At 46.1% G+C, this 20344-nt stretch carries 14 protein-coding genes and 1 pseudogene; 9 read left to right on the top strand and 6 right to left on the bottom strand.

Going from position 1 to position 20344, the window contains the following annotated elements:
* Positions 1–67: 67 nt before the first annotated feature.
* Positions 68–1072, bottom strand: coding sequence for an ion transporter (locus QUA40_RS11120; RefSeq protein WP_333125227.1), 1005 nt, complete (start codon positions 1070–1072; stop codon positions 68–70).
* Positions 1073–1316: 244 nt separating this feature from the next.
* Between QUA40_RS11120 and QUA40_RS11115 the strand changes: the two genes are divergently transcribed.
* Together QUA40_RS11115 and QUA40_RS11110 are read left to right on the top strand one after the other, a co-directional pair.
* On the top strand, positions 1317–2324 hold the full coding sequence (locus QUA40_RS11115; protein WP_333125225.1) for a 2-hydroxyacid dehydrogenase: 1008 nt from the start codon (positions 1317–1319) through the stop codon (positions 2322–2324).
* A 196-nt stretch (positions 2325–2520) separates the two neighbouring features.
* Complete coding sequence (locus QUA40_RS11110; RefSeq protein ID WP_333125223.1) at positions 2521–2958, top strand: CAAD domain-containing protein; 438 nt, start codon at positions 2521–2523, stop codon at positions 2956–2958.
* A gap of 134 nt (positions 2959–3092) precedes the next feature.
* Here the strand turns inward: QUA40_RS11110 and aroA are convergent, their stop codons facing one another.
* Positions 3093–4448 carry a 3-phosphoshikimate 1-carboxyvinyltransferase gene (gene aroA, locus QUA40_RS11105; protein ID WP_333125220.1) on the bottom strand — a complete coding sequence of 452 codons (1356 nt, stop codon included), beginning with the start codon at positions 4446–4448 and terminating at the stop codon, positions 3093–3095.
* 427 nt (positions 4449–4875) lie between these two features.
* Between aroA and QUA40_RS11100 the strand changes: the two genes are divergently transcribed.
* Positions 4876–5379 (top strand): hypothetical protein, encoded by a 504-nt coding sequence (locus QUA40_RS11100; protein WP_333125218.1) that lies wholly within the window; start codon positions 4876–4878, stop codon positions 5377–5379.
* 147 nt (positions 5380–5526) lie between these two features.
* Here the strand turns inward: QUA40_RS11100 and QUA40_RS11095 are convergent, their stop codons facing one another.
* Positions 5527–6006 carry a hypothetical protein gene (locus QUA40_RS11095; protein ID WP_333125216.1) on the bottom strand — a complete coding sequence of 160 codons (480 nt, stop codon included), beginning with the start codon at positions 6004–6006 and terminating at the stop codon, positions 5527–5529.
* 142 nt (positions 6007–6148) lie between these two features.
* On the opposite strand from QUA40_RS11095, the gene QUA40_RS11090 reads away from it, so the two are divergent.
* From QUA40_RS11090 to QUA40_RS11080, 3 genes are all read left to right on the top strand, one after another.
* Positions 6149–6826 carry a hypothetical protein gene (locus QUA40_RS11090; protein WP_333125214.1) on the top strand — a complete coding sequence of 226 codons (678 nt, stop codon included), beginning with the start codon at positions 6149–6151 and terminating at the stop codon, positions 6824–6826.
* A 237-nt stretch (positions 6827–7063) separates the two neighbouring features.
* Positions 7064–7363 (top strand): putative quinol monooxygenase, encoded by a 300-nt coding sequence (locus QUA40_RS11085; protein ID WP_333125211.1) that lies wholly within the window; start codon positions 7064–7066, stop codon positions 7361–7363.
* 308 nt (positions 7364–7671) lie between these two features.
* On the top strand, positions 7672–8478 hold the full coding sequence (locus tag QUA40_RS11080; protein ID WP_333125207.1) for an MOSC domain-containing protein: 807 nt from the start codon (positions 7672–7674) through the stop codon (positions 8476–8478).
* 12 nt (positions 8479–8490) lie between these two features.
* On the opposite strand, the pseudogene QUA40_RS11075 reads toward QUA40_RS11080, so the two are convergent.
* The 3 genes and pseudogenes from QUA40_RS11075 to QUA40_RS11065 form a co-directional block, all read right to left on the bottom strand.
* Positions 8491–9318 (bottom strand): annotated as a pseudogene (locus tag QUA40_RS11075) (Uma2 family endonuclease).
* Between the two features lie 43 nt (positions 9319–9361).
* Positions 9362–10228, bottom strand: coding sequence for a calcium-binding protein (locus QUA40_RS11070; RefSeq protein WP_333125204.1), 867 nt, complete (start codon positions 10226–10228; stop codon positions 9362–9364).
* Positions 10229–10303: 75 nt separating this feature from the next.
* Positions 10304–11977: a methyltransferase domain-containing protein gene (locus tag QUA40_RS11065; protein ID WP_333125202.1), complete on the bottom strand. Its 1674-nt coding sequence runs from the start codon at positions 11975–11977 to the stop codon at positions 10304–10306.
* Positions 11978–12346: 369 nt separating this feature from the next.
* Between QUA40_RS11065 and QUA40_RS11060 the strand changes: the two genes are divergently transcribed.
* From QUA40_RS11060 to QUA40_RS11050, 3 genes are all read left to right on the top strand, one after another.
* Positions 12347–16147 (top strand): glycosyltransferase, encoded by a 3801-nt coding sequence (locus tag QUA40_RS11060; RefSeq protein ID WP_333125200.1) that lies wholly within the window; start codon positions 12347–12349, stop codon positions 16145–16147.
* Between the two features lie 295 nt (positions 16148–16442).
* Positions 16443–17192 carry a peptidylprolyl isomerase gene (locus tag QUA40_RS11055; protein WP_333125198.1) on the top strand — a complete coding sequence of 250 codons (750 nt, stop codon included), beginning with the start codon at positions 16443–16445 and terminating at the stop codon, positions 17190–17192.
* Positions 17193–17325: 133 nt separating this feature from the next.
* Positions 17326–20331: a peptidase domain-containing ABC transporter gene (locus tag QUA40_RS11050; protein WP_333125195.1), complete on the top strand. Its 3006-nt coding sequence runs from the start codon at positions 17326–17328 to the stop codon at positions 20329–20331.
* Positions 20332–20344 lie beyond the last annotated feature (13 nt).

The following is a 20344-nucleotide window of genomic DNA, read 5'->3' as shown; positions in this document are numbered from 1 at the left end:
CAGATGCAACGCAGATGATTTCAAGATTGTTGGCGAGGTTTGCAAGTGGTATAATATCTAGCTCGAATTACAGATCAAATTTTCCAACTGCTTCATTGTACAGATGAATAGCTAAACTGCAAAGAATTTGTTCATTTTGAAAATCACTTCCTAATTTCTGTTTCGCCGTTTGAACACACATTTTCATCAACTCGGATGAACTTTCTATGTGAAGTGCGATCGCCCTTTGTTTTTGTTCAAAGCCGACCTCGATTTCCGCCAGCCTTTTGACCGATTGATAATTCGCAGATTGCTCTAAAGTTGCCGTCATTTTTTCCTGCTTTCTCCTTTGCACTTCCTCGGAAAAACCCGCAGCAATTATCCCCGCAGGTAACGCAAAAATTCCGATTCCCAAAAATGCTAATATTGCTCCTAAAAATCGGCCTAAAGGAGTGATTGGATAAATATCGCCGTAACCAACAGTAGTTAATGTCACAACTCCCCACCACATTGCATCGGGGATGCTCCCAAAAACTTCGGGATGCGCCTCGTGTTCCACAAAATACATGATGCTAGAGGCAAATATTAACAGAATAAAAACTGCAAATGCAGTGGCGATTAACTCCTCTTTTTTAGCGTACAATACTGCTCCCAGAGTTCGGACTGACTCTGAATAACGGCTCATTTTTAGCAAGCGCAACAAGCGCAGGAGGCGAATTAAATTAACGATGTTTAAACTCGGAAATAATAGCAAGGAGTAAAAAGGTACGATTGATATTAAATCAATCAGACTTAGCGGTGTAAGACCGTATCTCAATCTTCCCCAAAGCGGGTGGCTGTATCTGCCATCGACTGTACACACCCACAGCCTCAAAACATATTCTATTGTAAATACTAAGGAGGAAACAATTTCGATGTTTGCCAAAAGAGATTGCTGTTCGTGCGACCATACGGGCGAAGTAGAAGCAATAAAAGCTCCGACGTTTATCAAAATCAAAATTGTAATAACAATGTCATCTGCTAAACTGTATAAATTGCTGCTTTCTGAGGTTTCTAAAATTTCATAAATTATAGTTTTTAGTTGTTTACGCATCTGAGTTTCTCCTGAAAAGTTAGCAATTAACGATCGCGCTTTACTACAGTCTAAGCAATTAGATTAAAAAAATTAAGCAGGACTTGCCCTAAAGCTAAAAATTTGGTGCCTTCAGAGATGCTATCGTTGCGAAACTCCATATTTCTCAGGGAAACTGGGTTGTTTGGGGCAACGAGGCTCTAGTAAAATTTAGAGTTAATCTGGAAAGAATTTCCAACTATTACGGGATTTGCAGGCAAAAAGCATGAAGGTAGCCGTATTTAATACCAAATCCTACGATCGCACTTTTCTGACAGCAGCCAATGTCGGCGGTAAACATGACTTGGTTTTTTTTGAACCGCATCTGACCCTGGAAACCAGCGTTTTGGCTGCTGGATTTCCGGCCGTCTGCGCGTTCGTGAACGACTGCTTGGACGCGAAAACGCTCGGGGCGATCGCCCAAAATGGCGTGCGCTTGCTGGCGCTGCGATCGGCCGGATTCAATCACGTCGATTTAGCAGCAGCGAAGGATTTAGATCTAACTCTCCTCCGAGTTCCGGCTTATTCTCCCTATTCCGTCGCCGAACACGCAGTCGCTCTGATTTTGTCCCTCAACCGCAAAATCCACCGGGCCTACAACCGCGTCCGCGAAGGCAATTTCGCCCTAGACGGCTTGTTGGGTTTTGACATCCACGGCAAAACGGTGGGAATCGTCGGGACTGGCAAAATTGGCGCAATTACTGCCCAAATTCTGCACGGATTCGGGTGTCGCCTGGTGGGATACGATGTTTTTCAAAACGTAGATTGCCTCGCCCTAGGCATGGAATACGTCGCACTCCCGGAACTGTTCGCCACCTCTGATATTGTCAGTCTGCACTGTCCGCTGATGCCGGAAACTTACCATTTAATCGGTGCAGAGGCGATGGAGCAAATGAAACCGGGAATGATGTTGATCAATACCAGTCGCGGTCAGTTGATTGACACTAAAGCTGTTACCAAAGGACTGAAATCTGGTATAATTGGCTACCTCGGATTAGATGTGTACGAACAAGAGACGGATCTGTTTTTTGAGGATTTGTCCAATCAGGTGATTCAAGACGACGTATTTCAGCGCTTACTGACTTTCCCCAACGTCCTGATTACCGGACACCAAGCTTTTTTCACCGAGGAAGCTTTGAAAAATATCGCCGAAACCACGATCGGCAATATCACCGACTTTGAACAAGGGCGCCCTTGCCCGAATCAAATCGACCTCGATCAAGTAAAAAAATGAGTCAAAAGACCGAGTTGGCAACGAGGGAAATTGTTTAGAATCAAGTCTTATCGTTATTTTTGCTTGCAATTTGGGAAGCTCTGCCTTAGTCTCATCAATTAGTCCCGGCAGCGCGAATGCTGTGCTAATTGCCGGAGAATTATACTGGCAGCCACTCAAAGCCTGCAATTTTACTTGACACCGGAGGAAGTATCAAATGACACAAGCTAACTTTTCTGACGACGCACAAACAGTCACTGAAATAGTCACATTAGACCTAGTGGCGGATCAAGCGGGAGTCATGACTACAGTGACAACCGCAGAAACACCGACGAGCCAGTTCCAAGATATTAAAGACCAAGTTCTTACAATTTTGTCGGAACTTCCAGCCTATGTCTCCAATTTTTTTGCTGACTACCAAAAGCCCCTCATCACTGTTGGTTTAATTCTGGCCGGCGGTATTAGTATTAAGGTAATGCTGGGAGTTTTAGAGGCTCTTAATGATGTTCCTTTGGTAGCTCCTGTTTTTGAGTTGATTGGCATGGGATATACGGGTTGGTTTGTGTACCGCTATCTGCTCAAGGCTGCTAACCGCCAAGAGTTGTTAACGGAAATTGATTCTTTAAAAGAACAAGTTGTAGGCAACGATTCTTAGAGGAATTCATTAGTCATTAGTCATTAGTCATTAGTTAGTGGTTATTTGTTATTTGTGAGGCTATACCAATAACCGATAACAAGTAGCCAGCAACCAATGCCCAATGCCCAATGCCCAATGCCCAATGCCCAATCTTAATTTGGATGGCAAACTTGTTGCAAAGTGGCGGTAAAGTTCGGGTAGGAAATGGCAGCAGCTTCTGCCCGGTGAATGTTAGTAATACCTGTGGCGTTGAGGGCTGCGATCGCCAAACTCATCGCTATTCTGTGGTCGGTGTAGCTGTCAACATCCGCGCCGGTTAAAGGAGTTCCCCCGGTAATTTCTAAACCGTCGGGTAACTCGGTAATTTTAGCTCCCATGCGGTTTAGTTCCGCAGCAGTCACGGCCAGTCGATCGCTCTCTTTGACTCGCAACTCGGCCGCATCTCGAATTATTGTAGTACCGGATGCAAAGATCGCCGCTACTGCCAAAATCGGGATTTCGTCAATCAGTCGGGGAATTAAGTCGCCAGCAATGGTGCATCCCCGCAATTGGCCGGAAGTGCGAACCAAAATATCGGCTACAGGTTCCCCAGCCGCCTCTCGCTGATTTTGCAGTTCAATGTCGGCCCCCATCATTTCCAAAGCTTCCAAAATGCCTGTACGAGTTGGGTTGACGCCGACATTTTCGACTACGAGCTCGGAACCCGGGACGATCGCCCCAGCAACTAGCCAAAATGCCGCCGAACTAATATCCCCCGGTACAATCACATTCTGCCCTTGCAGTTGTGTCGGCCCAGTAACTGTCACGCTACAAGTTTCTGGATCGACGCTCAATTGGGCTCCAAACGCTCGCAGCATCCGCTCGCTGTGATCCCGCGACAGAGCGGGTTCTGTGACTGTAGTTTCTCCGCTTGCCATCAAACCGGCGAGCAAAATGCAAGATTTAACTTGAGCCGAGGCGATCGGAGAATGGTAGTGAATCGGTTTTAACTGCTGTCCGAGTATCGCTAAAGGAGCTAAAGAATTGCTTTTTCTACCCCAAATTTGCGCTCCCATTTGTTGCAGCGGTTTAATGACGCGCGACATCGGGCGCGAGCGCAGAGAACTGTCACCCGTTACTGCATAAAAACGCCCCGGATGAGAGGCTAAAATTCCCAACATCAGCCGCATCGTCGTGCCGGAATTACCCGCGTCCAAGACTTCCACAGGCTCCTCTAACTCGCCAATTCCAACGCCCCGGACTGTCACCCGTTCCGCGTTGAGTTCAGAAACTTTGGCTCCCAGGAGCGAGAAACATTTAGCGGTGCTGCGGGGGTCTTCTCCTAGCAGCAGTCCCTCAATTGTAGTTTCACCTCGGGCGATCGCACCCAACATCAAAGCTCGGTGAGAAATCGACTTATCGCCGGGAACTCGAATCCTCCCCACCAGCGACAAGCCCGAGGCCGGTTTTTGAATGCTTAAAGTTTGGCTTTTGTCAAGAAGCGTAGTAGTTATAATGTCAGCTTGCATTGAGATAAACTAGGATTAGATGGCGTTAGCTATCCTACCTTTTTCCCAGTCCTAAGTCAGTCGTCGTTTGTACGGCCTGCGGGTTTTTTCCCAATGTGTCCGGTTAACTTAAAGGCTGATTAAACTCACCCGGAGACTCCGCTGTCAGTTATCGAGGACACAGGAGTGCGGACGGCACGGCACGGATTTCACCTTAATTTCACAAATATTATCCGTGTATATGCTTAGATTTCATCTCCTGCTCTGAGTTATCGACCAGATGATTGAATTTTGACTGAACAATTTTAGATTTTCGATTGCGAGTTGTAGGTTTTTCATTTTTTTAAGCAAAAGCTCCGGAATTGGGAACCCAGCCAATCTAAAATCTAAAGTCTAAAATCTCAAATCTCAAACCGCCCGATCCACAACAACTCCTAAACTTTTATTTATGCTGACCCATCACCGCAAGCCTGTAAGTTTATCGCTGGTATCCACAGATTTACCTTTGTGGTCATTCGTTGAAACCGGTGCTACCCTTTATCAAAAAGACCAGGATCGCTTTCACTTGTTGTTGCACGAACCAGCAATAATCGATCGCGAATTTTCCGACGGCTCCGACGAATCTGCCGAGCAAGTTACAATCTTGCCCCCAACTACAAAACCCCGGTTGCTCTGGCTAGAAGTTTCGCCCTATCGAGTCATTATGACTATGCAAGGAAACGGCAAATACAGTTACCGCCACTGCTGGGAACGAGGAATGTACGGCCTGAGCCGTTATTGGCTTCAGGGCGACTCGCTGGCGACTCCCGAACAGTTGCGACTCCGCAACTTCACTCGCAACTTGACGCTGACAGGAAAGCCGGAACCGGAACACTTGCAGTTAGAATACGAGTTGTGGTCGGAGAAAGTGCAACTCGGTCGCTATATTTTGAATCTAGAAATTCATCACTAAACTTGGTAATTGGAAAGGGGTAATTGGAAAGGGGTAATTGGGAATGGGTAGATGCTAGGTGAAGGCCGCGCATTCCTCAAACTCATTTACCCGCAGTGCGTTGTTGGCGCTCCGCAAAGCAATCTCAAAACTAAAAACTCTTAGCCTTTAGGAACTGCTCTTACAATAATTAATCAGTTTGCTAGTCAAAGCGTCTTGATTTGCGGCTGCTTGATTCGCTTGCTGTCCGGCTTTAATAATATCTGCTTGAGCTGTTTGGATTTGCTCTCGACCTTCTATACTTGTAGAAGCCAGATTTCCAGCCTGAAGACTTTTGCTTATGTCGCCGAGTGCTTGACTAATTTCCTGGAAGGATTTAACCGAGGGCTCCTGAATTTCTTTGAGGGTTTTATCTGTTATTCGCAGATGCTCAAGTTCATTCGCTATCTGGTTCAAATTTTTAGCTAACTTGTCGGTCGTTGCAGCATCGTTGCTATCTTTATCAACATCAATGAGAGCGTTGCCTTTGTTGACAATTGCAGTAAATTTAGTACACTGGACAGCTCGGCTATCGCTGCAACTAATCGTCAGGGTACAGCAAGCAAAAACTATCAGCAGGATGGCAATCTGTTTGCGAAAAAAGTACATGAGCCCTCGGTTGCAAAAAAAGTAGATTCTGGGATTTGGTCGTAGAGTGCCTCAGCGATTAGCCGATATATCGACTGTCGAAAAACTTTCGCGGCATTCAGACACGCTCTACTAAGCTAAACTACGTACCTGTTTAGGAACTATGGTCAAAAACAGCAATAACCTAAAGAAGGGAAGCATTTGGGGATATCTTACCCTGCTTTTGCCTATTTCCTTGACGGCGGTTGCCAGTTTCGAGTCGGGAACGATGTTTTGGGCGATCGCCACCACAGCGGGCATTGCTTGGGCTTACAAGCTCTACCAACAGCAGCAAAAACATAAACTCGCTCATTTAGACTCGGTTTTCTACAAGTTGATCAAGGAAAATCAAGGGCGAGTTACGGCTTTGGATTTGGCAATGAATGCGAAACTCCCTGGAGAAAAGGTTCAAGAGTATCTGGACGAACGAGCCTCTGAGTTTGCAGCGGATTTTGAGGTGACAGAACAAGGCGGAATTTTGTATTATTTTCAAATAGCTCCAACTGTCACTCCAAGCGAAACACCTAATGCGGCAATAGCTGTTCAAGAGCCTCCCACAAATCGGGAAAAAGCACAAGATAAAAAACCAAATTTATTCCCCATTGCTCAAACCAAGACTCCTGAAAAACCCAAAATCTCTTTTACCCAAACGGAACTCTCCCGCAGGTTCAAAGTTCACGCAAGTACGATCGGCAAATGGAAACTTAAGCCGGAGTTTGCTCAGTGGAGTCGCGAAAAAGACCCGGAGGACCTCGCCTGGGAATATTCTACAGAAAACAAGCGATTTTATCCCAAAGATTGATTTCTTCCCGTATTTGCCAAAATATACCAAGAAACCCGGTTTATATGACGTTCTGGGGTTGGTAACGAAGAATTTTGGAATAAACGGGGTTTCTCAGACTTGAGCGCGTCCTGGATTGATTTTACTGCAGTTGACCGATCGACCTGTGTAGGTTATTTTAAGTAAAATCCTCTATAGCTGAGTTTGCCAAATAAACATCGGTAAATTCGATCGTCCTATCAATTACTTTTTTCTCCTATGTCCAAAACAACCTTGCGAGTAGTCGCCCGCCTCGCCGCCTTTCCCGACAAAGTAGCAGAACTTAAATCTCTGCTGCTGAGCATTATGGAGCCCACTCGCAAAGAAAAAGGCTGCATCAAATACGAACTCCTGCAAAATCAAGCCGATCCCACAGATTTTACGTTTGTTGAAGAGTGGGAAAGTGTAGCTTTGCTCGAACAACATCTCGGTTCAACTCACCTTCAAGAGGCCGTGCAGAAATTAGACGGTTTGGCTGTTGGGCCTCCAGATATCCGCCGCTATGAATTGCTAGCTTAATCCGGTTTTTATAGCAATTTTATTAATGTTTGTGAAATAGCTTCGACTCCCCCAAAGTTTGTGGGGAACCACGCGCGGATTGCCCTTGCAAGGCGGGACAAGCGGTAAGGTGCGCCGCGCCGCACCCTACATATATAGGTTCTGCGTAAGTCCAATTCTACTCACATCTTGCACTATTCTCGCTGAACAGGCAAGATGCCTGTTCCACAAAGAGTAGATTTTGTTGTGGAACAGGCATCTTGCCTGTTCAAAAAAGGATTATTGACAATGGTGCAAGATCTTAGATTTTACTAACTTCGGGAAATTTTATGACAGTAGCAACAATAAAACAGTTATTTATTTATCCAATAAAAGGGCTGACACCGCAAGAAATGTCGGAGTTTGCTTTAACAGCAGGGCACGGAATTAAGGGCGATCGAGCTTTTGCCTTAATGTTTGCAGATAATCTTGAAGCTGCAAAGATGCCTGCCCAAAATGTCCCTTGGATGAGCAAAAAACATTTTGCTGTTCAAAACGATTGGCCTCTGTTAGCAGCTTTGGAATGTCATTATCAACCGGAAACGGCCGTTTTAACAGTCCAGCGTCAAGGAGTTGCAGTGTTATCCGCAGAAACGAACACAGCAGCGGGGCGCGATCGTATCGGGGCTTTTTTCACAGAATATCTGGCGGCAATTGAACCCACAAAAGAAGCGAGACACCCGCAGTTTGCACCTTTGCAGTTAGTCGGCGACACCAGCGGCGAAACTCGCTATCCCGATCGAGAACCCGTACACATTTCTTTACTCAGCCAAGCCACATTAGACCAATTAACAGAAATTGCTGTTCAAAACATTGACGTGGGCAGATTTCGCCCGAACATTGTGTTAGAAGGTATGGCAGCTTGGTCAGAATTTGAGTTGATCGGAAAACAGTTTCAATTAGGCACGGCGCGCATAGAAGTTACAGCACGAATCGGTCGCTGTGTCAATATAGAAGTGAATCCAGAAACAGGCGATCGGGATATTTCCCTACTCAGTTTACTGCAACAGGAATTCGGTCACGCACAAACTGGAGTTTTAGCCAAAATTATTAACAGCGGCACAGTTAAAATCGGCGATGTTTTGACTTCTTATTAATAAAAAGCGACATTAAGATTGTGAATGCTGCCTAACTTCCTCTACTGATAAACTCAGTGCTTCTGCCACTTGCTCTGTATTCAATCCCATTGTCAACAATCGAGGGATGGCATCCCGCCGCGCTTGGGCTTCTGCACTCAAAGCCTGCTCTGCTAAGGAAGCTCGTTCTGTACCTGTCAGCAGCAAATTACCATCGCTGTCCCACCACCGCAGCCACAGAAGTGTCTGGTTTTGATAACTGCCTTCCCACAGTCCTAATTCTAGGCCCATTGGCGCGATCGGATAATGACCGCGATCGTTCGCAAGCAACTGCTGGTAAAACCCATTGTTCAGGTTGTAAACCTCCAGCCTGCCATTATTGATTTCATAGATGCCATAATACGGAATCCGCATGATCCGCTCATATACCCAAAACTTCCCAGGCCTTTGCGCCGCTCCAACTTCCGAGTACGATAGTGGGGTTGTGTCCCGCTCTTCTGAACCATCTCCCGATGCGAACTCCAAAGCAATCATCGGAGCCATGAATTCCCGCCACAGCACGTAAGAGCGACGAATCTGATTTCCTAGTGTGGGTGGCACGTTCGGCACTTAGAACCAATCAGGAGCTTCCGCTCCCTTTTCAAGCGGGTCAGTTTCTCGCCAGTAGATGCCACAGTCTTGCCCTATAGGATATTGTCCATCGGGATGAAGCCCTTGCAACACCGACCCGATCGAATCAGTCAAAATAATACTCTGGGGATGCTCCTGGAAATTCTTCACAAAAGTGCCATCTTCCTCTGGCAGTTGAGTGTGGTCGGGGAAGGGAGAGGGAAGGACAATCTTTTCGGTTGCCGAGGTCATGCTACCTCTCAAGTATTGCAGCTTACCTGAATATCTTAACTCATCATGCTTCCGGCACCCTCACCTTATTACCAATCAAGTTCAGAAAACTCGTGCCAAAATGTTGAATCTCCAAAAAATTAGCATAAGCAGGAGTTGACTTGTAAACTCTAAAAGTCCGCATAATTCCTAAAGTCGCGGCACTTTCCAGCGGGCCGATAAAGCTAGTATCTCTGTCCAAAAAATGAGACTGCTTAGCCCAGTGTGCCATCTGTTCCGCATTCAAAAAATAGCAGCCGGAATGAGGATTCAACGCCCGCTCAAAAGCGACTGTTTGTTCCATAATTTTTCCCATTAACTGCCGCTGCTCCTCTACCTTTTGAAACGGAGAAGTAGCTGAGTCAGCTAAATCACCATCAACATATGCTTTAAAAACCGCGCCTTTAGGCGCTATTTCATAGCGATTAGGTTGCAGCAAATTTCCATTTCCTCCGTGATGCGTAAACCAATTTAATTTGCTAAAAAACCACGGATCATGCAGAACTAAATCATCTTCCAAATAACAGAAATAATCGTATTTGTCAAGACAAGCTCGCAAAACTGCTTGACACTCAAACCCCAACAGCAGCGGTTCGCATTTGGTAGCGTGGTGCATAAAACATCTGGGCTGCACGGGCAGTTGAGGCAACAGATGATAGCCTTGAGTAGTACAAACAACAATGTCAATTTCGTGCTGTTGAGATTGATTGGCTGGGATAGTTGCACATTCACGAATGTCAATCATCGACTGAGATTGGCCGTACAAAGCTTGCAGCGATGTCACGCAAGCGGTTAAAGCATTTAGTCGTGGTTGCGGATCATTTCGCTGGGAAGCGTGTTTCCCCTCGCCGCTGGGATTGTAAAAGTGAGCAATAGTGAATAGAATTCGCATTGGTGTGGAGTAACAATTAGAAATTAAACAATAAAACAGTAAGATCGCACAATAACCCTATAAATCTTACCGCATTTAGTCACCAAATAACTCCGGCAGGCGATCGCGCAACTCAGCATTTAAACGTGGCAACTCGTCCCGCATCTGTAAATACCAATCTCGCCGCTGCCGGTAGTGCCCGCACAGCAAGCGGTTGTCGCGCACCCATTCGTAAGCATTCGCTGCTATTTCCCGGCGCCGAGAAGTGTCAGAAATCAGCGAATTTAGTTTAGTTTCAAACTCTTTTTCATATCTATAAATCAATCCGGTTTCACCTTCGACAATCGAATGTTCGTACACGGTTGAACTTGCCAGCACCGCTACTCCCCGCGCTGCACATTCAATAAATTTTAAGTCTGATTTCATTTCGTTAACGGGGTTGGAAACAAGCGGGAGCAAAGCTATATCGCAACTGTACATAATTTCTTGATACCGTTCGTAACTGCAAAACGGTTCAAATTCTTTTTGCTGTATTTTTAAGGATTCAAAAAATTTTCTGTCGTGGATTACTTTAACTCGAATCCGGTGCTTGTGTGCGAATAAAACTCGATTGAATGCTGCCATAATCGGCTGCCAATCTTTTTCGCGGTTGAGTGCACCAAAAAAAATGGTGACTGTATCTTCTGCCGGATAAATTCGCGGCGGAGGTAAATAAGCTAATTGATTGGGAAATACAGCAACGTTGTGATTGTACGATCGCAAAATTTTTGCTAGCGGTTCCGTAGAAGTTTGAACGCAGTGACAGCCGCGATAGCTGAGGTAATTATTGTCGGCGTATTCGCGGCGACGGATGGGATTGTCGTCAATTTCAGCTACTATTAAATAGCCTTGTTGCAGGAGTTCTTTGAGTTGGGGTATATAGGCGGGATATTGCATGATTGTCCGCTGCCAGATGAAAACTTTTTCTTCTTCCGGCAGAGGAGGAATTAATCCTGCTGTTTTCACGCCGGATACGGTGCGGACACCGGGAATTGTGGCGCTAAATTTGTCCGGTTCCAAAACTCGCACACGATCGCACCCTGTAGGAGCCATAATGATAGTCTGAATCAGCAGTCTGCGCGCAGGTACGGTCGATTTTGTCGATCGCACGATATAATATTCAGCACCCGTTTCCGTAGCAAAACTGCTCGATGTGAGCTCTAAAGCCTTTACCATTGGATGCAGTAATTCCTGAAAGTGGACAAAATTTTCGGTTTTGTGTCCCTTTCCTTGAAATTCGTAAACCTGCAATCCGGCTTGAGCAAATAGTGATTTAATACTTTCTAGGGTAAACCAGTGCTGCATCTTACTGTCGGGATTTTCCCACTGTCCCCGCAGCAGATTGACAATTCGCCGCCAGTATTGAACATTAGAGATTCTGGCGAGAATTTGCCCCTCTGGATTCAGCAAAGCACTGTACTGCTTGAGGACTTCCCAAGGGTTTTTGAGGTAGGGTAGCAAGTCGCCAAAAACCAAACAATCGACCGTTCCTGGGGCGATTTCGAGACTTTCGAGGGCAATTTCTTCAATATCGGCTACCGTCACCCAGTTTAGCCGATCGACTGCAATTTTAGCTTTTTCTCGATCGCATTCAATGCCAATATACTGACAATGGGGATTGATCAGCTTGTACTCTTCGCCCATCGAACCCGTACCGCAACCAATTTCAACAATGACTTTAGCATCCGGCGGGAGCAGCTTCAAGAGGTCGTGGTTGACGCGATCGATCACTTTCTCTAAAATTCCTGATTAGTTTATCCTAAAATCAAACAGAGCAACCCATGCCGACAGACAACCAGCCGAAGGTTAGCATTGTGATGCCAGTATACAATGGCGATCGCTATCTTTGTCAAGCACCCAATTTTCTGTTTCCAACTCTTTCTCTTCCCTCTCTTCTCTTCCTCTGCGTTCTCTGCGCCCTCTGCTATTCATTTAATCTTATTCACCAATCCTGCAACGATTGCTATATCTTAGCAAATATTGAGCAAAATTATAATTTATTCTCAACCCCTACCCTCCTTTAGCGCGATTGAGGCTCTCAATTAATTCGGCTTTTTTCCCAAAAATCCACCCAACAATTTGCTGAATACATTATAAACTATGAACCAAAATCTAGGAATTAACATCGCCGGCTACATTAACGGCGAATTTGGCATAGGAGAAGGTGTCCGAGCAAATATCAGGGCTGCAGAAGCCGCCGGGATTCCCTTCGTCATCAACAATTTTACCCGCAGTCCCCACCGCAAACAAGACACCACCTATCAAAACTTTAGCCAAGACAATCCCCATCCCGTCAACTTAATTCAAGTCAACGCCGATCAAGTTGCAACCTTTATTAAACATACAGGTTTCAGCTATTTTGAAAACAAATACAATATCGGCTTTTGGGCCTGGGAACTTCCCGCATTTCCCCCGGAATGGCAGCCAGCATTTAATCACTTTCACGAAATATGGACTTACAGCAACTATTGCGCCGAGGCAATTACTGCACTTGCGCCAATTCCCGTCATCAAAATCATGCCCAGTATTGCTCTTCCCGCACCTTCCCTGAACAGAGAAGCACTGAATTTACCGAAAAATAAATTTATTTTCTTGTTTGTATTCGACTTTTCCAGCCGCATCGAGCGCAAAAATACTTTAGCGACAATTCAAGCCTTTAAACAAGCTTTTGGCGAAGATAGCCGCCTCTTGTTGATTATCAAATCTTCTAATTCAAACAAAAATTTAGAGCAGCAAAACTTATTAAAGTCTGCCATCGCCAATTCTTCCAATATCAAACATCTAGACGGGTATTTGTCCAAAAATAAACTTAACGGTTTGCTCTACAATTGCGACTGTTATGTATCCCTGCACCGCTGCGAAGGGTTTGGCTTAAGCATGGCTGAAGCCATGTTTTACGGGAAACCCGTAATTGCCACCGGCTATTCATCAAATACAGAATTTATGAATGTCGGCAATAGCTATTTAGTCAAGTATAAGTTAATCCCAATTGAGAAAGATTGCGGGCCTTACAAAAAAGGCAATGTTTGGGCCGAACCGGATGTCGAACACGCTGCTGATTTAATGCGTCATGTCTTCAACAATTACCGGGAAGCTCAGCAAGTTGGAAGAATAGCTGCTGATGAAATTAAGACTTTACTGAATCCGCCAACTGTCGGGAGAAAAATTCAAAACCGTCTCGAATATATTGCCGAAATTACAGATAATTTCAAAACCTTTGATCGTGGAATACGGAAAAAAGCGTCTCAGCCAGCGACAGTAAAAAATGCACCACCTTTAGTTAGCATCTGCATTCCGACATACAACGGAGCGGCATTTATTGGCGAAGCGATTCAAAGCGCTTTGGCCCAAACTTACCCTAACATAGAACTGATTATATCCGACGACGGTTCCACAGACGAAACAATTGCGATCGCCCAATCATTCCAATCGCAAACCTCAGTCGATTTCCGCACCATCCTGCACCGCAACTACGGCTTATCACAAAACTGGAACTTCTGCATATCCCAAGCAAAAGGTCAATACATTAAATTTCTCTTTCAAGACGACTTGCTCGCACCAGAATGTATTGAGAAAATGGTCGCAGTCGCCCAACAAAACCCAGAAATAGGTATGGTTTTCTCCCCGCGCGGCATCACCATAGCTGAAGATGAATCTAACCCGATTTTGCGGAGAGCTTCCCAATCAATTAAAGATTTGCATAAAAGTTGGTCGAATTTAAAGTCTATTCAGCCCGGAAAAGAATTACTGGCAGATACTAACTGCTTGAGCAACCCCATCAACAAAATCGGCGAACCGAGTACCGTCTTAATTGCCGCGCGAGTTTTTACCGAAATAGGATTATTTGATTCTGGATTATCTCAGTATGTAGACTTAGATATGTGGTGGCGAATCATGGGTAATTATCACATTGGATTTGTAGACGAAAAACTGTCCTCACTGCGGATTCATCCCGAACAACAGACTTGGAAAAACTTCGCTGCTGGGGAAAATCATAAGGATGTAGTCAGATTTTACAAAAAACTACTAAATAGTCCTGATTACAGTTTCTTGAATCAACAAATTAAACAGACAATCCGCCAAAAGTTGGCATTGAGAACCCAGCCGAGTTTATCGGAATTGTCAGCAATGCTTGAGCAATACAATAAATTCCCCTCAAAACAGCCTCTTCTCGCGCTGCGCCCATACCGCCAACAGCTAGCTGAATATTGCCTGAATTTGCCAGCAAAAAAATTAGAAACTGCTTACTCGAAAGACATGGGTAAAGCTCATAAATTGCTACTAGATAGCGCCTTCAAAAAGGAAACTTTAACTGAAGAAGAACAAAGTTTTGTCCAGCAGTTATCGTCGAAACTTGCTGAAGGAGGGGAAATTGCCGAGAAGATGCAATATCTCCTCGCAGCGATGCTGTACCGCGACGCTTATCAGTTGCCACTTGAGTATAACAATGCAGCGATTCCCCAGTGGTTTTTTGACGACTTTTTGAAATTTATATTTCAGTCTCCCGGTTATTTTAAACAAAACTGGGAAGTAGAAAGGTACTCGGAATATTTCCAGCAGTTAATCAACTACGTCGCTGCTAATATCGCCAGTTTTCCAGATTCAGAAGTTTGGCGTTATTTGGCGGCTTTTATTGCGAAAAATGTTAGTTCCCAAGCTTTGTATTTGAGCGAGCTTAATCTGCTCAATATATTGATTCAGCGAGCTGATATTGTGGAATTTCATTTGAAAAATATCGGCTGTCAAATAGAATGGAATTTTCCTCACAGAGAACCTGAAATAACTAAAATCAGAGTTGGCTTTTTGCTTGATAAAATTAGTGATGAATCCGAGACTCGTGTTGCAATTCCCACTTTTGAATATTTAGACAGAAACAAATTTGAAATTATCGTGTACTATTTCCAGGTACAAGACGAACGACTGAGGAAATATTGCGAAAATTGCGCCGACAAACTGGTGCAACTGTCAGAAGATTTGCCCCAGCAAGTCCGAGAAATGCGATCGCACGATTTAGATATTCTGCTAATCTGCACCAATACTACCGACACTTCTCAACCAAGTGCGCTGCTGTGCCTGCATCGACTAGCGCGAGTGCAAATAGCTAGCGGTGCATCAACCCCCGCAACCACCGGCACCCGAAATATCGATTATTTCCTTGCTGGAGATTTGACATTGCCCGCAGGTGCAGCAGCAGAGTATCGCGAAAAATTAATTACTTTAAAAGGTTCGGGAGTTTGTTTAAGCTATACTGTAGGATCAGCACCTGCCACAGTTGAACCGACTCGCAGCAGTTGGGGAGCTACAGACGAATCTGTAGTGTTCATGTCCGGCGCTCAAGCTTTTACAATTATCCCAGAATTGACAGAAACTTGGGCAAAAATTATTGCGGCGGTACCAAATTCTATTTTAGTTTTGTATCCCTTTAGTTCCCGCTCAAAAAACTATCCGACGGTGCCTTTTTACAACCAAATTCGATCGCTTTTTGCCCAATACGATATTGACAAAAAGCGCTTAGTGGTGATTAAAGCACTGCCATCTCGCGCAGATTGCATAAAATGTCTGGAATTGGCTGATATATATTTAGACTCCTATCCATACAGCAGTGCCTGCTCCTTAGCAGAACCCCTGTTGGTGGGGTTGCCTGTAGTGGTAAGAAAAGGGCAAACAACTCGATCGCGACAATCAGCCGCCGTGCTCGAAGAACTGCTACTTCCGGAACTGGTAGCAAACAGCGAGAACTCTTATTTAGAGTTCAGCATAGCACTGGGAACCAACCCAGAACTGCGCCGGCACTACCGCGATCAAATCCACCAAAAAATGGCGGCAAACCCCAAATATCTCGACAGTCGCGCTTGCTCGACCCAACTGGGAACACTCTTTGAAAGACTATTCCGAGAGTGAAGGAAGAAGGAAGTTCAGCAACTAAGGAGTGTACGGGATTTAACGGATGGATGTTGAGGGAAGAAGGAAGATGGCAGAAGTAAAGATTTTCCCACTCTCCCACTCTCGCATCCCGCTACCATTATGAGACCCACGGGGAACCCCTCGCTAGGCAGAGCGTCAAGAAATAGACAGCAATAGCGCTAGCCCACAGACGGTCTGCTATCATCGGGGAATCGAGGGGTTAGTGGTTGTCGCTCTTTTCCTGCCACAGCTAAATTAAAAGGGGAAGCGCAAGTCAGTTGGAGATAAAAAAATGACAGGACTTTTTCAAATAGGCGATAAATTACTGCAAGCTCAGGATATGCCATCGCTCCTGAAGCGGTACCAGTTAATGCCGCAATTCTTGCGCGGTGTAATAGTAGACCAAGCGATCGCATCCTATAGTTGCAGCGACGAAGAACGCCAATCCGCCGTCGAGAACTTTCTGGCACAACACCAACTGACAGCCCCCGAAGCCAAAGAAGCTTGGCTGCGCGGCCAAAACATGACGGAAGAAGAACTTCAAGAGATGGCCGTCCGGCCCTTGCTGATCGAAAAATTTAAGCAAGCCACTTGGAGACCTAAAGTAGATAATTATTTTTTAACCCGCAAAGCCAGCCTAGACCACGTAGTCTATTCCCTGGTACGCACCAAAAATCCAGCACTGGCAAACGAACTTTACTTTCGCATCCTCGAAGGGGAACAAACCTTTGCAGAAGTGGCCCGCGACTTTTCCGAAGGGCCGGAGTCCAAGTCCGGTGGCTTGTTGGGCCCAGTACCCCTCAGCCAGCCCCACCCGGCAATCAGCAAACTTTTGTCCGTCAGCCAGCCTAATCAGCTCTGGACGCCGCGTCCTCTGGCAGAATGGATGGTAATTATTCGACTAGAAAAGTTCATGCCGGCCCAGCTCGATGAATCGATGCGGCTGCACTTGATTAACGAACTCTTTGAAAGCTGGCTCGCCGAACAGATATCGCAAATAGGCCCGCTACAGCCCCTCTCTTCCGTGTCTTCAATATCATGACCGAAAGCAATTTGGCTCTGGGGCCCCCGGATTTACCCGTGGAGACTTAAAAAAGCGTAGCATCCAGACAAAACGCCTCCGGATTCATCTGTGGATTCAATTCTAAAATCTAAAATCTAAAATCTAAAATCGGATGACTTCTTCCGCTGTTTCTCTCTCCCAAATTCAGGATTTCTTAGCTAAAACAGCTCCCTTTGACCGGCTCTCAGAGACGGCTCTCACAGCCTTGGTGGCGAAATGCCAACTCCTCGGCTACCGCACTGGGCAACCGCTGTTTGAACGGGAAAAAATGCCGACTCAGGTGGCAATTATCTATCAAGGCCAGGCTCGGCTGCTGGGCTTTGACCAGCGCTCGCAGCGACACGTAAGTTTGTGCTTGGTGCAGTCAAAGCAAATTCTCGGCTGGGCTGGCTTGCTCAGGGGAGTACCCTGTGAAACCGCGATCGCCTCTACAGATGTGATCGCGATCGTCATACCTGCCGAAGATTTCCTGAGCGTAGTGGAAAAACAGCCGACCTTTGGAGAAGCCTTTCGCGAACATTGTTCCTTGAGCGAAGTGTTTGAACTATTGAGCCTGGAATTGCAGCGCCAAGCGGACGGCACTTCCAATCTCAAAGAACTCACCCTGCAAGCTTGGCAAGACGCGACAGTTGTCAACGTACCAAACGGCAACAAAAAAACTCAAGACCTCGCCCAAGAGCTAGATGCTGATCGAGTTTGGCTCGTCAGCAGCGGCGTCTTGGGCGACTTTCCCACCGGCAGCCGCTTCTCTGTGGAAAACGCAGCCAAATCCTTAAAAGTAGAAGGTCGCCTCGGCGCCCGATTGGTCGGCTTCCGGGAACCCCCAGAACCTCAAGAAACAGACCCATTAAATCCCACGCCAGATATAGTAGGCCCAGGGCCCACGCCGATCGGCGGAAAATTGATCGAGATTCTACCGGGCCCAGACCGTCCCCCAGAACCCAAAACCGACCAACCAAAGGATGCGGCGAAATACCCAGTTTTCCGCGCCAAAGGGCAAATAGACAGCCCGCTAGCTTGCTTCCAAATGCTGAGCAAGTATTTCGGCCTCAAATTTCGCCGAGATATCATCCGCAAAGTTCTAGAAAATCAGTTAAAAACCGCTGGTTCTATCAATATCCAGGCCTGCGGGGCGATCGCCCAAAGCATCGGCCTCACGCCTCAATTGGCGCAAGTGCCAGCCGATGCCATCAACCGCATCAAAGCCCCCGTAATGATTAAATGGCAAGATAGCTTTGCCATTATTTACAGCATCACCGAGCAAGAATTGGTGATGGCCACGCCCGAACAGGGGCTGATGCGGAAGCGGATACCTCAGTTTAAAGAAGTCTGGGGCGAACAGGGAGAAGTCCTGCTGCTGCAAGCTCCGCAAGTCGAACAAAAAGAGCAGTTCAGCTTCTGGTGGTTTGTGCCGGCACTGATGGAACACAAGACAGTGTTTTTTGAGGTGTTGCTTGCTTCGTTTTTTGTACAGTTATTTGGTCTTGCCAACCCATTAATCAGCCAAGTAATTATTGATAAAGTCTTAGGTCAGCGCAGCATTGACACCTTGGATATTTTGGGGGCATTTCTGTTAGGTGTTGCCCTGTTTGAAGGACTACTCAACGGTTTGCGTACCTTTTTGTTTATAGACACCTCAAACCGCATTGATGTCAAATTGAGTGCGGAGGTAATCGACCACTTGCTCCGGCTGCCCCAGAATTACTTTGACAATAGGCGTGTGGGAGATCTGGTCTACAAATTCAGCATGATGGGCCACATTCGGGAATTCATGACGAGTACAGCTCTGACAGTGGTTCTCGATGCTGTATTTTCGGTGGTTTACGTCGCCGTTATGATCTCTTACAGCATTCAGCTAACGTTTGTATCTTTGGCAGTGGTACCGATACTGGCGCTGATGATTGTTCTAATCAATCCGCTGGTGCTGCGCCTGATCAAACAGAGAAATATGCGTTTTGCTGACTCTCAATCTTATCTAGTGGAAGTAGTCAGCGGGATTCAAACTGTTAAGGCTCAAAATATTGAATTGAAATCCCGCTGGGAATGGTCGAGCCGCTACGCAAAATACATTACAGCCAGTTTTAAAACAATTATCACGGGAACTACGGCTGGTACGGTTAGCAGCTTTTTAAACCAGGTGGGTAACTTAGCTCAGTTGTGGGTGGGAGCTTATTTGGTACTGGGAAATCAAATTACTTTGGGTCAGTTGATTGCTTTCCGAATTATTTCCGGGAACGTGACTGGTTCGCTGCTGCGTTTTGTCAGCGTGTGGCAGAGTTTCCAAGAAGTCTCGATGTCGATCGATATGCTCAAGGATATCGTCGATAAGCCGACGGAAACTAGCGATGAAGACCGCAGCAATATCCCGCTGCCGGCAATTCAAGGGCAGGTTACTTATGAGGAGGTTTCCTTCCGATTCCTCGAAAGCGGGCCACTGCAACTGGCGAATGTGAATTTGGAATTTCCCGCTGGCAGTTTTGTGGGAATTGTGGGGGGAAGCGGTTCCGGTAAAAGTACGGCGATGAAGCTGTTACAGCGTCTTTATCCGCCGCTGTCGGGCCGGATTTTTATTGACGGTTACGACATTGCCAAGGTGGAGTTATATTCGCTCCGTAGCCAACTAGGAGTGGTACTGCAAGATACTTTGCTCTTTAACTGTACTGTCCAAGAAAATATTGCTCTGAGCAATCCCGATGCGAGTACGGATGAGATTGTGCGAGCTGCGAAATTAGCGGTAGCTCACGATTTTATTATGGGTTTGCCCGCTGGGTACAATACGGTGGTGGGAGAACGGGGTTCGTCGCTTTCTGGGGGTCAAAGGCAGCGTTTGGCGATCGCCCGCACGATTTTGCAAAACCCGAAACTGCTGATTTTGGACGAAGCTACAAGCGCCCTCGACTACCATTCCGAACGCCAAGTTTGCAATAACTTAGCAGAAGCTTTCGCCGGCCGCACGGTGTTTTTCATTACTCACCGCCTGACTACAATCCAAAACGCCGACATAATTATTATGATGGATCAAGGCTCTGTAGTCGAGCGGGGAACTCATAAAGAATTAATGGCTCTTAAAGGACGTTACTATTGCCTCTTCCAACAACAAGAGTCATCGAATACTTGATATCTAAAAACTC

The sequence above is a fragment of the Microcoleus sp. Pol11C3 genome (assembly GCF_036701485.1).
Lineage (GTDB): Bacteria > Cyanobacteriota > Cyanobacteriia > Cyanobacteriales > Microcoleaceae > Microcoleus.
This window is presented reverse-complemented; position numbering and strand designations above follow the sequence as displayed.